Annotated in this window: 11 protein-coding genes; 7 read left to right on the plus strand and 4 right to left on the minus strand. The window is 72.4% G+C overall.

From position 1 onward, the window contains the following. Window positions 1–84 precede the first annotated feature (84 nt). A complete protein-coding gene (locus AYO52_RS04345; RefSeq protein WP_067713719.1) occupies window positions 85–1,218 on the plus strand; it encodes a glycosyltransferase family 4 protein in 1,134 nt (377 codons plus the stop codon). A gap of 34 nt (window positions 1,219–1,252) precedes the next feature. Here AYO52_RS04345 and AYO52_RS04350 read toward each other — a convergent pair whose 3' ends face one another. Next, a complete protein-coding gene (locus AYO52_RS04350; protein WP_067713721.1) occupies window positions 1,253–3,052 on the minus strand; it encodes a long-chain fatty acid--CoA ligase in 1,800 nt (599 codons plus the stop codon). Between the two features lie 141 nt (window positions 3,053–3,193). Between AYO52_RS04350 and AYO52_RS04355 the strand changes: the two genes are divergently transcribed. Genes AYO52_RS04355 through AYO52_RS04375 form a run of 5 tightly spaced genes read left to right on the plus strand, consistent with a single transcriptional unit; the run spans window position 3,194 to window position 7,271 of the window. Next, on the plus strand, window positions 3,194–3,655 hold the full coding sequence (locus AYO52_RS04355) for an SRPBCC family protein (protein WP_067713724.1): 462 nt from the start codon (window positions 3,194–3,196) through the stop codon (window positions 3,653–3,655). Continuing rightward, window positions 3,652–4,539, plus strand: coding sequence for a hypothetical protein (locus AYO52_RS04360; protein ID WP_067713726.1), 888 nt, complete (start codon window positions 3,652–3,654; stop codon window positions 4,537–4,539). Before AYO52_RS04355 ends, AYO52_RS04360 begins: the two co-directional genes overlap by 4 nt. A 44-nt stretch (window positions 4,540–4,583) precedes the next feature. Beyond that, complete coding sequence (locus AYO52_RS04365; RefSeq protein WP_067713729.1) at window positions 4,584–5,324, plus strand: 1-acyl-sn-glycerol-3-phosphate acyltransferase; 741 nt, start codon at window positions 4,584–4,586, stop codon at window positions 5,322–5,324. Window positions 5,325–5,330: 6 nt separating this feature from the next. Beyond that, window positions 5,331–5,828 carry a polyadenylate-specific 3'-exoribonuclease AS gene (locus tag AYO52_RS04370; protein ID WP_067713732.1) on the plus strand — a complete coding sequence of 166 codons (498 nt, stop codon included), beginning with the start codon at window positions 5,331–5,333 and terminating at the stop codon, window positions 5,826–5,828. Between the two features lie 36 nt (window positions 5,829–5,864). Next, window positions 5,865–7,271 carry a class II 3-deoxy-7-phosphoheptulonate synthase gene (locus AYO52_RS04375; RefSeq protein ID WP_067713735.1) on the plus strand — a complete coding sequence of 469 codons (1,407 nt, stop codon included), beginning with the start codon at window positions 5,865–5,867 and terminating at the stop codon, window positions 7,269–7,271. A 112-nt stretch (window positions 7,272–7,383) separates the two neighbouring features. Here the strand turns inward: AYO52_RS04375 and pknB are convergent, their stop codons facing one another. Next, the gene (gene pknB, locus AYO52_RS04380; RefSeq protein WP_253701888.1) at window positions 7,384–9,606 is read right to left on the minus strand and encodes a Stk1 family PASTA domain-containing Ser/Thr kinase; all 2,223 of its coding nucleotides are present in this window, start codon (window positions 9,604–9,606) and stop codon (window positions 7,384–7,386) included. A gap of 131 nt (window positions 9,607–9,737) precedes the next feature. Between pknB and AYO52_RS04385 the strand changes: the two genes are divergently transcribed. Further along, window positions 9,738–10,106, plus strand: coding sequence for an Rv2175c family DNA-binding protein (locus tag AYO52_RS04385; protein WP_067713740.1), 369 nt, complete (start codon window positions 9,738–9,740; stop codon window positions 10,104–10,106). Here the strand turns inward: AYO52_RS04385 and mptB are convergent. Together mptB and AYO52_RS04395 are read right to left on the minus strand one after the other, a co-directional pair. Beyond that, window positions 10,075–11,646 carry a polyprenol phosphomannose-dependent alpha 1,6 mannosyltransferase MptB gene (gene mptB, locus AYO52_RS04390; protein WP_253696073.1) on the minus strand — a complete coding sequence of 524 codons (1,572 nt, stop codon included), beginning with the start codon at window positions 11,644–11,646 and terminating at the stop codon, window positions 10,075–10,077. The two genes, AYO52_RS04385 and mptB, sit on opposite strands and share 32 nt — an antisense overlap. 3 nt (window positions 11,647–11,649) lie before the next feature. Further along, entirely contained in the window at window positions 11,650–12,729 is a 1,080-nt protein-coding gene (locus AYO52_RS04395; protein WP_067713742.1) for a polyprenyl synthetase family protein, read from the minus strand. Window positions 12,730–12,792 lie beyond the last annotated feature (63 nt).

Consider the following 12,792-nt stretch of genomic DNA (forward strand, 5'->3'; position numbering starts at 1 on the left):
CGATCGCGCTCCGCCCCTTCCCGACGAGGACGACGCACCGGGCGGGGCCGAGGCGGGCCGGGTTGTGTGGCAGGCTCGGAGCCGATGACCAAGACGCTGTTGATCACCAACGACTACCCGCCGCGCCCGGGCGGGATCCAGTCGTACCTGGAGACGTATCTGAGCCACCTGGACCCGACGGACGTCGCGGTGCTCGCCTCGACGTTCCGGGGTGGCGAATCGGCGGAGTACGACGCCGCCAAGCCCTATCTGGTGGAGAGGGTGCCCACCGAGGTGTTGCTCCCCACACCCGACCTCGCGGCACGCGCACGAAGGCTCGCCTCGGACTTCGGCGCGACGACGATCTGGTTCGGGGCCGCCGCCCCGCTCGCCGCCATGGCGCCGGTGCTACGGCAGGGCCCCGTGGACCGCATCATCGCGAGCACACACGGACACGAGGTCGGCTGGTCGATGCTGCCGGGCTCGCGCCAGATCCTGCGACTGATCGGCGAGTCCACCGACGCGGTCACCTACGTGAGCGACTACACACGGAGGCGGTTCGCGGCGGCGTTCGGCCCCCGCGCCCGCCTGGTGCACCAGCCGGGTGGCGTCGATACGGAGAGGTTCCGGCCGGATCCCGCACGGCGAAGGGCGATCCGCGACCGTTACGGACTCGCGGACCGCGACGTGATCGTGTGTCTGTCCCGCCTCGTGCCGCGGAAGGGCCAGGACATGCTCATCCGGGCGATGCCGGAGATCGCCCGGCGGGTGCCCGGGGCGGTCCTCGTCGTCGTCGGCGGTGGGCCCTATCGGCGCACGCTGGAAGGACTGGCGCGCCGCCTCGGGGTGGCCGACCGGGTCGTCTTCACCGGCCGCGTCCCCGCGGACGAGATCGTCGACCACCACCGACTGGCGGACGTCTTCGCGATGCCGTGCAGGACCCGAGGGGGAGGGCTGGACGTCGAGGGGCTGGGAATCGTCTACCTGGAGGCGTCCGCGTGCGGGGTGCCGGTCGTGGCGGGCCGGAGCGGCGGTGCCCCGGAGACGGTGCGCGACGGCCGGACCGGTCTCGTCGTCGACGGGACGTCACAGGGCGAGGTCGCCGACGCCGTCGCCGGCCTCCTCGAGGACCGGCCCAGGGCGTCGGCCATGGGGGTCCGCGGCCGCACCTGGGTGCTGGAGAACTGGCGCTGGGAGGACCTGGCCCGGGACATGGAACGCGTGCTCTCGGGGGAGTGACCCGCGAGAGCACGCGTTCCGACGCGCAGTCCGATCAGGCGTAGAGTGACTCGATCTGCTGGGCGTACTTCTGGTGCACGACGTTGCGCTTGACCTTCAGGGACGCGGTGAGCTCACCGGTCTCCTCGGTGAACTGGTCCGGGAGGACGTGGTACTTCTTGATCGACTCGGAGTGAGACACGCTCCGGTTCGCCCGCACCAGCGCCTGGTCCAGGTGCTCGATCAGGTCGGCGTCCTTGAGCAACTCGTACAACGAGCCGGACTTGTCGTGGTGGGTCTTCCACCGTTCGACGGCCTCCGGGTCGAGGGTCAGCAGGGCCGAGACGAACGGCTTGCCGTCGCCCACGCACACCGCCTCCGCCACGAGCGGGTCCGCACGCAGCGCGTCCTCGAGCTGGTTGGGAGCCACGTTCTTCCCGCCGGCCGTCACGATGATCTCCTTCTTGCGGCCGGTGATCGACAGGTACCCGTCCTCGTCCAGCGAACCCAGGTCGCCGGTGCGGAACCAGCCGTCGCTGAAGGACTCGGCGGTCGCCTCCTTGTTCTGCCAGTAGCCGGAGGCGACGACGGGTCCGCTGACCTCGACCTCACCGTCCTGCGCGATCCGGACCGCGCAGCCGGGCAGCGGCTGGCCGACGCTGCCGATCCGCATCCGCCCCGGGGTGTTGACCGTGATCGCGGCGCAGGTCTCCGTCAGGCCGTAGCCCTCGAAGATGTTGACCCCGATCCCGTCGAAAAAGTGGGTCAGACGGTCACCCAGGGCGGCGCCGCCGGAGATGGCGACCTCGCAGCGCCCACCGAGCGCGTTGACGAGCTTGGCGTAGACCAACTTCGAGAAGATCGCGTGGCGCAGCCCGAGGAACGGACCCACCCGGCCGTCACCCCGGTTGGCCTTGGAGTACGCGACCGCGGTGTCGGCGGCCTTGTCGAACATCCACGCCTTGACCGCGCCGCCGTCCTGCGCGGTCGCCTGGGCCTTGTTGAAGACCTTCTGGAACACGCGGGGGACGGCCAGGATGTAGTGCGGCTGCATCTCGCCGAACGTCTCGACCAGGTTGTTCAGGTCGGCGGAATGCGCGATGGTCACGCCGGCGTGGAAGCCGGCGTAGGTGATGGCGCGGGCCAACACGTGGGCCAGGGGCAGGAACATCACCGAGGTGGCGTCGTCCCGCAGGATCCCGCTGAACGGCGTCTCGAGCACGGCGAGCGTCTCGGACATGAAGTTGCGGTGGCTGAGCATGACGCCCTTGGGGCGGCCCGTGGTCCCCGAGGTGTAGATCAGCGTCGCGGGGGAGTCGGCGCGGACCGAGGCCCGGCGCTCGTCGAGCACCGAGACGTCGACCGTGGCCCCCTCGGAGGCGAGGGTCTCCAGGACCGGGGTCGCGCCGTCGATCACCAGGACGTCGGCGACCTCCAGGCCCTGTACGCCCTCCCGGGCGGTGGTGGCGTGGGTGTCGTTCTCGACGATGATCAACCGGGCCGCGGAGTCCTCCATGATCCAGTGGATCTGGTCGGCGCTGGAGCTGTCGTACACGGGAACGGTGACCGCGCCGACGGCCCAGATCGCGAAGTCGAGGAGATTCCACTCGTACCGGGTGGAGCTGAGGAGGGCGACCCGATCGCCCGCCCGGACACCGAGCGCCACCAGTCCGCGGGCGATCGTCCGGACCTCCTCGGCGAACTCGCGGTTGGTGACGTCCGTCCACCGACCGTCGACGGGCTTCTGGAACGCCACGTTCTCCGGGGTGTTCTCCGCGCGGTCGTATGCCGACTGAACGCAGGACCAGTCGTCAGGGACGGTGAAGTTGGCGGGTACCGCGACGTATTCGCGCAAAGGGTCCTCCCGGTGGAGACGTTCAGAGTATGTCGGTGACCACACACACTATCGCCGGGACCACACGGTGGTCACGTCGCCTGCCCTCCGGGCGCCGCGGGTGGGGCGCATCGCGGAGCGGGATATGTGAAGCTTGTGGGTATGAGCGAGCACGACGGCGCCCCCGAGGTGTGGCCGACCCGAGACTCCACGGTGGTCGACGCACCGGTGGAGGACGTCATGGCGGTCATCTCCGACTTCGCCGCGTACCCGGAGTGGTCCGCGTCGATCCGCGCGGCCGAAGTGCTGTCCACAGGTCAGGACGGTCGTCCGGACCGGGTGCGGTTCAAGCTCGAGGCGGGCGCGATCGTCGACGAGTACGTCCTCGTCTACTCCTGGTCGGCGGACGACCGCGGTCTGGAGTGGCGGCTCGAGAGCTCGGCGTTGCAGAGGGCCCAACGGGGCTACTACCGGCTCGAACCGGTGGAGGGCGGCACGCGTGTGGACTACGAACTCGAGATCGAGCTCACGGTCCCGGTGATCGGGAGCCTGCGCAGCCGCGCCGAGCGGCGCATCCTGGGCGACGCGCTGAAGGAACTCAAGCGCCGGGCGGAGTCGCGGTGAGCAGAACCCGTGTCGTCGTCGTCCTCGGGGGAGATCCCGAGGACCGCGCGGGCGTCACCGCCGACCTGCTCGCGGACCCCGCTTGCACGGCGTTGATCCTGACCGGCCATCCCGATGCCGTCGATCCCCGTCTCGACGTCTCGGAGGACGGGCCAGTCGAGGTCCGGGTCGACGACCCGACGGCGAGGCTCGAGGCCTACCGGTCCGGCGCCGCCGATCCGGACGACGACGTTCTCGCGGCGCTCGCCGCCGGAGGGGACACCCCACTGGCCGCGGTGCTCGGGTGGGAGTACGCGCGACGGGCCGCGTCGTCCGAGTACTGGGACGTCGTCGTGGTCGAGCTCGACGGGGACCTGACCGCGGTGCGCCGGCTCGCGGCGGCCGGGGAACTGGCCGCGTTCGTGGAATCACGTTGGCCCGCCAATGTGCGCTTCGCCTCCATGGCGGCGGGCGGACGCGCCGACGTGCGGGTGCGGGAAGCGCACAGACTCGCGCTGCTCGCCGGTGACGTGGCCGGCTTCCTCGCCGGGAGGATCGAGACCATCGTGGTGGGGTCCCCGGCCGGCTCCACGGCTGCCATGGCGACTCTGGCCCGCGGCGCCGTCACCCCGGTGGTGGCGCCCGACGGCGAGGGCGGATACCGGGTCGAGTACCCGGCCCCGACCCGCCCGTCCGCGCCGGTCTCGGTCGAGGGGGACCTGCTCCGCCTGGAGTTCGACGGGTTCCGGGCGGTGGTGGCGCTGCCGCCGCTGCTGCGCCGGTGTGTGCTCACGCAGTCCGTCTTCGAGCGCGACGCGGGTCGACTGGTGATCAGCTTCCTGCCCGACCCGGATCTGTGGCCCCCGAACCTCGTACCGTCCGGATCTGCGGACCGCGCCGGGTAGTATCCGCATTCGTCGACAGCCATCACAAGAGGACCGGTGACCCGTTGCTGTACTACCTGTTCAAATACGTGCTCATCGGCCCGTTCCTACGTCTGACGAGTCGTCGGGTCGTCACGGGACGCGAGCACTTCCCCGAGCGCGGTGGCGCCCTGCTGGTCGGCAACCACCAGTCCGTCGCGGACTGGTTGTTCACCCCTCTGCTCCTGCCCCGCCGGGTCACCTTCCTGGCCAAGAGCGACTACTTCACCGGAACCGGTGTCCGCGGCATGCTCAGCCGGTGGTTCTTCGCCGGCTCGGGCCAGCACCCGATCGACCGCACCAACGCCGACGCCGCGCAGGCCGCCCTCGACGCCGGGCTCGAGGTCCTCTCATCGGGGGAGATCCTGTGCATCTACCCGGAGGGGACGCGCTCGCCGGACGGTCGTCTGTACCGCGGGAAGACCGGGCCCGCCCGCCTCGCACTCCGCGCCGGGGTGCCCATCATCCCGGTGGGCGTGACCGGGACCTCCGAGTACATACGCCGGATCTCCCGGTTCCGCCCCGGGCGGCGCACCGAGATCCGGGTCATGCTCGGCGAGCCGCTCGATCTGTCCCCGTGGGCCGGGCGCGAGGGGGACCGGGACGCTGAGCGCGAGATCACCGACGAGCTCATGCGGCGGATCCAGGCGCTGACCAATCAGGAGTACGTCCACGACACGTATGGCGCCGAGATGAAGAAGCGCTACGAGGCGGTGCGCAAGGCCGGGCGGAACCTGCTCGACCACCCCGTCGAGGGACAGCGCTGATCGCCGGTGCGCTACTTCTACGACTGCGAGTTCATCGAGGACGGCACGACGATCGAGTTGGTCTCCGTGGGGATCGTCGCCGAGGACGGCCGGGAGTTCTACGCCGTGTCCACCGACTTCGACGCCTCGGCGGCCGGGCCGTGGGTGCGGCGCAACGTCCTTCCGAAGCTGCCCAACCCGTCGTCGTCCGCGTGGATGTCCCGGAGCCGCATCCGGGACGAGCTCTACGAGTTCGTCACCGCGCCGCCCACCGGCGGGGTCGAGATGTGGGCGTGGATCGGGGCGTACGACCACGTGGCCGTCTGCCAGCTGTGGGGCGACATGACAGCCCTTCCCGCCGCCATGCCCCGGTTCACGCGCGACGTCCGCCAGCTCTGGGAGACCGCCGGCAAGCCCGACCTGCCCGCACACCCGGGAGGGGAACACGACGCCCTCGCCGACGCCCGCCACGCCGCGATGCGCTTCCGCGCCATCGCGGCGAAGTCGCCCCACCTGGGTCTCTGAGGCCCGCTCCGCCGGTGGTGGCGTATCGTCGCCGGGGTGAGCAACTGGACAGTCGACGTCGACATCGCGCAACTCCCCGACCTCCCGCCGCTCTCCGCGGACCTGGATCGGCAGCTGGCGGACGCCCTCTCGCGGCCCGCCCTGCAGCAGCCGTCGTGGGATCCCGGTCACGCCGCGGCGATGCGCAAAGTGTTGGAGAGCGTGCCGCCGATCTGCGTCGCCTCCGAGGTCGAGCACCTCTCCGATCGCCTCGCCGACGTGGCGCACGGGCGTGCGTTCCTGCTCCAGGGCGGTGACTGCGCCGAGACGTTCGAGGCGAACACCGAGCCGCACATCAAGGGCGTGATCCGCACCCTGCTGCAGATGTCGGTCGTGCTGACCTACGGTGCGTCGATGCCCGTGGTCAAGGTCGGCCGGATCGCCGGCCAGTACGCCAAGCCCCGCTCGGCGGACCGCGACGGAACCGGGTTGCTGTCCTACCGCGGCGACATGGTCAACGCGCTCGAGCCGGACGAGGCGGCCCGTGAGCACGACGCCTCCCGGCTCGTCCGTGCCTACGCCAACGCGGCCGCGGCGATGAACCTGGTCCGTTCCCTCACGGCGTCGGGCACCGCGGACCTGCATCGCGTCCACGAATGGAACATGGAGTTCGTCGCGGGCTCGCCCGCTGGTGCCCGCTACGAGGCCCTCGCCGCCGAGGTGGATCGTGGCCTGCGCTTCATGGACGCGTGCGGGGTCTCGGACCAGAACCTGCGCTCGGCCGACATCTTCTCCTCCCACGAGGCGCTCGTCCTGGACTACGAGCGGGCCATGTTGCGCCTGGCCGACGACGGCACGGGCCTGACCGGCGACGCCGAGCAGGGGTTGTACGACCTGTCGGCGCACTTCCTGTGGATCGGGGAGCGGACCCGCGGCATCGACGACGCCCACGTGGCGTTCGCCTCGCTCATCCAGAACCCGATCGGCCTGAAGATCGGTCCCACCACCACGCCCGAGTTGGCGGTCGAGTACGTGGAGAAGCTCGACCCCCACAACCGGCCGGGTCGACTGACGCTCGTCTCCCGGATGGGCAACGACAAGGTCCGCGACGCGCTGCCGCCGATCGTCCAGGCCGTCGAGGCGACCGGCCACAAGGTCATCTGGCAGTGCGACCCCATGCACGGCAACACGCACTCGACGTCCAACGGGTACAAGACCCGCCATTTCGACCGGATCATCGACGAGGTACAGGGCTTCTTCGAGGTCCACCACGCTCTCGGTTCCCACCCGGGTGGCATCCACATCGAGCTCACCGGTGAGGACGTCACCGAGTGCCTCGGCGGAGCCCAGGACATCTCGGACATCGATCTGGCCGGTCGCTACGAGACCGCCTGCGACCCGCGCCTCAACACCCAGCAGTCGCTCGAGCTCGCCTACCTCGTGGCGGAGATGCTGCGCAGCTGACGCCGTAGGGGCCGGCCTCGCGCCCCGGAGGCACGGCCGGCCGCGCCCCCGGAGGCACGGCCGGCCGCGCCCCCGGGGGCACGGCCGGCCCGCGCCGGAGACGCGGCCGGCCCTAGCCGAGCGCGTCGATCTCGACCTCGCTGCCCCTGGCCACCACCCGGCCGGGCAGCGGGGTCTGGCCGTAGACGATCCCCCTCGACGTTCCCGAGTCGATGGTGGCCTCGAGCCCGGCGTCCTGCAGCGTCCGGCGCGCGTCGGAGGCCCGCGAACCCAGCACCACCGGGACGGTCACCGCGTCCGACGGGACGACCCGCAGCACCGCGTTCGTCGGGTCGAGCCGGGTCCCGGCGGGCGGATCGGTGCGCACCACGCGGCCGTCGGAGATCTGACGATCGGTCACGGGCGATTCGCGGACGATCGTGAACCCCTCGTCCTCGAGGATCCCGGTCGCCTCGTCGAGGGGCACGTCCCGGAGGTCCGGCACGGTCAGTGCATTGGAGACGAGCAGGACGACCCCGTCCCCGCGGGACACGTCGGTTCCGCTGTCCGGGTCGGTGCCCACGGCCACGCCGCCGTCCACCTCGTCGTCGTAGACCCGTCTGACCTGTGACACGGTGAGGCCCGCGCCCTCCAGGGCCGCGCGCGCCTGGTCCTCCTCCAGGCCCACGACCTCGGGGACGGCGACGGGTGCGGGGCCGGAACTGGTCACCATGGCCACCCGGGTGCCCACGTCGACGGTCGTGCCCGCGCCCGGCTGGAGGGAGACCACCTGGCCGACGGGTACCGAGTCCGAGTACTCGTTCCCGCCCCGGACCGGTTCCAGTGAGTTCTCCCGCAGCGCTGCGGACACGGCGTCCGCCGACCTGTCGGCGCCGACCTCGGGCACCACGGGGCGACCGACGGACACCAACACATCGACGGTGTCGCCGCGCGGCACCCGCTCGCCCGCCGCGGGGTCGGTGCCCACCAGCGCGGACGGGGGGACGTCGTTGCTGAAGGCGTCGCGGGTCGCGGCGGCCAACCCGACGGCGTTGACCGCCTCGGTCGCCTGCCCCACCGACATACCCTGGACCGACGGCACCTCCACGAACCGGCCGGAACCCAGCCACCAGCCGGCCACGGCCAGGCCGATCGCGGCGGCGAGCACCACGATGAGCCACAGCATGCCGCGCTGGCGGCGGGGCCGGATGACGTCCCGGTCGGGCGCGGGCTCGTTGCCGCCGGGGGGATAGTGGCCCGATCCCGTGCCGTGCCAGTGCGCAGGAGCAGGGCCGGCCCCCGCTCCCGCCCCGGGACCCGCCGCCGCCGGGGCCACCATGGTGTCCACCCGCGTCGGTGTCGGCCCGCCGCCCCGCCTCAGCGCCTCTCCGCTCTCACGGTCGGCGGCGTCGAACTCGGACTCCCCGCCCGGGGTGGCCCGCGCGGCGTTGGCCCGCGCCCGCGACCACGAGGACTGCCGTGGTGCCGGGACGACATAGTCGGGGAACCGGCCGATCCTGGCGGCCTGGTCCAGGTCCCGCAGCATCTCGCCGGCGTCGGCGTAGCGGTCCTCACGGCTGCGTCGCGTGGCGCGCAGGATCAGGTGGTCGAGGTCCTCGGCCACGGTGTCGGACTGGTCGGAGGGGGCCGGCACGTCGGTGTCGAGGCGACGGTAGGCCACGGCGATGGTGTTGTCACCGCTGAACGGTGGCTCCCCGGTGAGCATCTCGTAGGCGAGAACGCCGAGGGAGTACAGGTCGGACCGGGCGTCGGTGTCGGCGCCGGAGATCTGTTCGGGGGACAGGTAGGCCGCCGTGCCCATCACCACGCTGCTCGAGGTGGCGCGGGACTCGGCCACCGCCCGGACCAGGCCGAAGTCGGCGAGTTTGACCGCGCCGCTGCCGGAGATCAGCACGTTCTCGGGCTTGATGTCGCGGTGCACCAGCCCGGCCTGGTGGGCCTCCCGCAGGGCGCCGAGGAGCGGACGCAGGACGGCGGCCGCGGCGTACGGGGGCATGGGGCCACGCTCGTCGAGCAGCTCCCGCAACGTGCCTCCGGGCACGAGTTCCATCACGAGGAACGCGGTGTCGGCCTCGACGCCCTGGTCGAAGACCTGGACGATGCCGGAGTCCGACAGGCGGGCCACCGACCTGGCCTCGAGGGTGAAGCGGTCGACGAACGCCTTGTCCCCGGCGAGGGTCGGATCGAGCAGCTTGACGGCGACGTGGCGGTCCAACCGCTCGTCGGTGGCCAGGTGGACGGTGGACATCCCGCCGCGGGCGATGACGGCGTCGAGCCGGTATCGCCCGTCGAGCAGTGTCCCTGGGCCGGGGGGCTTCCCGTCGTAAGTGCTCATGTCGTCCATTCTGCCCCTCCCGTCCCGTCCGCGGTACGTCCCTAGCGGACGGGGTCCGTAGCCCGACGCCGTCGGCCGCGCCGGCACCGCCGGTGGGGCCCGGGCGCACCCGTGGGACTAACCTGGGTGGCGTGAGTACTGTTCCGCACGCCGACGACGTCCTGCCCGCCGACGTCGAGACCATCAACCTCCCCGCGGTGTCCGAGCGCCTGGGCATCCCCGTGACCCGCGTGCACGATCTCCTGCGCGACGGGACCCTGCTCGCCGTGCGGCGAGCGGGCATCGTGGTGGTGCCGGCGACCTTCCTGGATGACGACGACGAGGTCGTGCGCTTCCTGCCCGGGCTGGTCGCGGTCCTGCGGGACGGCGGCTACCGGGACGAGGAGATCCTGCGGTGGCTGTTCGCCGAGGACGACAGCCTGCCCGGCCGGCCGGCCGACGCGCTACACGGTCACCGCGCCCGCGAGGTCATGCGGCGCGCCCAGGCGATGGCGTTCTGACCCCGGCGGTCGCGCGCCGCCACCACCAGACCGCGGCGAGGGATGCCGCGAGGGCCGCCCCGACGAGCGCGGGGCTGTAGAGGCTGGTCGACCCGTTGGGTCCGATCGCCATCACGAGGAAGACGGTCACCGCCACGGCGGCCGTGGTGGCGCGTCGACCGGGTCGGGCGGCGACCCAGAACGCCGCCACCCACACGTAATACCAGGGCCAGGCCAGCGAGTTGAGGACCACGAAGGCCAGCAGCGCGACCATGATGCCGCGGAGCGCCGAGCGGGTGTCACGCCGGTGGAGCCACCACACCACGACGAGGGTGACCCCCAGGACCACGCGTCCGACGCGGCGGGCGACCGCCAGGACGTCCTCGAATCCGGGGGTGTCGACCACGGCGTGGACCAGGTGTGCCACGGCGGTGGGCGCGCTGAGGTAGTTGATGACCCGGTCGGAGACGGAGATCGCGTCGAGCCAGCCGAACCCGGTGCCCGAGGCGAGGGTCGCCAGGGCGAACGCGACGGCGGCGGCCCCCGCCGCGGCCCCGGTGTCGACGAGGGCGCCGACGAGGGGGCGGCGCGCCCCGATCGACGTCCGCCGTCGGTCCAGGGCGATCCACAGCAGGAACGGCGCCACGATCACGGCGGTGGCCTTGAACGCCACCGCGATCCCGATCGCCGCCCCGGCCCACGCGTAGCGCCGGTCGAGCGTGAGGACCACGGCGCCGACGCATGCCACCAGCGGGAAGATCTCGTTGTGCAGCCCGCCCGCGAAGTGGATCACGGACAGCGGGGAGGCGCCCGCCATCCACACCGCGGCGCCGGCGTCCACCCCGGCGCGGCGGGCCAGGGCGACCACGAGCGCGACGAGCCCGGCCAGTGCGGCGAGTACCACCACCCCGAGGATGACGATCCCCACCGCCGGGTGGCCGCCGGACAGCGCCACGACGACGCGCATGAGCAGCAGGTGCAGCGGGCCGTACGGGGTCGCGGTGGACTGCCAGTCCGGGCTGACCTCGTCGGTGAAGGGGCCGGGGTTGGCCTCCGGTCCGTGGTGGTACGGGTCCACTCCCGCGGCGCTCATGGCGCCCTGCGCCAGGTAGGACCAGGCGTCGCGGCTGAACAGGGGGACCGCGGGCAGCATCGGCGCCGACCACAGGGCCGTGGCCCACACGGCGTCCCGGGTGGGGAGGCGGCCCGAGACCGCCCGGGGGCCGAGCGCGAGCCACGAGGTGACCAGCAGCGCGACGCCCGCCCAGCAGAGGATGAGGGCGAGGACCTCACCGTGGCCGAACGTGTACCCGGGCAGCCCCACCGCGACCGCGACGCCGCCGTCCACGGGCAGGGCGCCCGCGCCGAAACCGGCGATGGTGAGCAGGACCGAGCCGAGGACGCCGCGCCACAGCGCCGGACCGGAGGGACCGGTCAGGGCGGCGCGGGCCGAGGCGGTCGTCGCGGTGGTCGCCCGGCGGATCCGCGACGATGGTGATGACGACAATGGCGACGACGACGAGGTGGTCGCCTCCGGCCGGGGGGCGGACGCTCCGAGCACGGATCAGGCCCGCCTGCGGGTCGCGGCCTCCGCCAGTGCGCGCAGTGTGTCCCGCCCGTGGTCGCTGATCGCATCGGAGGCCACGGCGTCCAGGGCGCGGGTGGTCAACGCGTCGATCTCGGCCTCCACCGAGACCACCGCACCGGACTCCACGAGGATGCTGCGCGCGCGTTCGAGCGTGGCCGCGTCGGGTTGCGTCCCGAGAACTCCGAGGAGGAACTCGGCGTCCCGGCGGGGGGCGAGGGCGGTCGCACGGGCGAGCAGCAGGGTGCGCTTGCCCTCCCGCAGATCGTCCCCGGAGGGCTTGCCGGTGACCTCCGGGTCGCCGAACACGCCCAGCATGTCGTCCCGCAACTGGAACGCCTGGCCCACGGCCACCCCGAACTCCCGCAGGGCCGAGACGGTCTCCGTCCCGGCACCCGCCAGCTCGGCGCCGATGTGCAGTGGCCGCTCCACCGTGTAGGCCGCGGTCTTGAAGCGGTTCACCCGGGCCGGGGTGAGCTCGTCGGTGGCGCCCGAGGCCTCGGCGAGAATGTCGAGCATCTGCCCCGACAGGACCTCTGTCTTCATGGCGTACCAGGGACCCAGCGCGCGGGCCAGGGCCTCGGGGGGTACCCCGGAGGTCACGAACATCTCGTCGGCCCACGTCAGGGCCAGGTCGCCCACGAGGATGGCCTGGGAGACGCCGTAGCGGGCCGCGTCCCCGTCCCAACCCTCGTCGCGGTGCGCGGCCTCGATCGTCCGGTGGACGGTGGGGCGGCCTCGCCGGGTGTCGGAGGCGTCCACGATGTCGTCGTGGACCAGCGCACAGGCCTGGATCAGTTCGAGCGCCGCGCAGGCGGTCACGACCTCGTCCGGGGCGGGAGCGTCCGCGTCGCTCGCGGCGGCCCAGCCGGCCAGGGCGAACCGTGGTCGCATCCGTTTGCCGCCGTCGAGGACGAAGTCGGAGAGCAGGCCGGCCAGGCGGTCGACCCGCTCGTCGATCCCCGCCACGACCGTGCGCCGTTCGTCGATGAGTCGGCGGAGCGCGTCGAGGACGCGTTCTCCGTCGTCGGGGCGAGTCGCCGTGACCACGGGCACCATTCCTTCCGGGCGCCGGTGTTCGGCCGCCCTCGTCGCCGACGATCCTAGTCGTCGGGCGGCGGC

The sequence above is a fragment of the Dietzia sp. 111N12-1 genome, from assembly GCF_001658045.1.
Classification (GTDB): domain Bacteria; phylum Actinomycetota; class Actinomycetes; order Mycobacteriales; family Mycobacteriaceae; genus Dietzia; species Dietzia kunjamensis.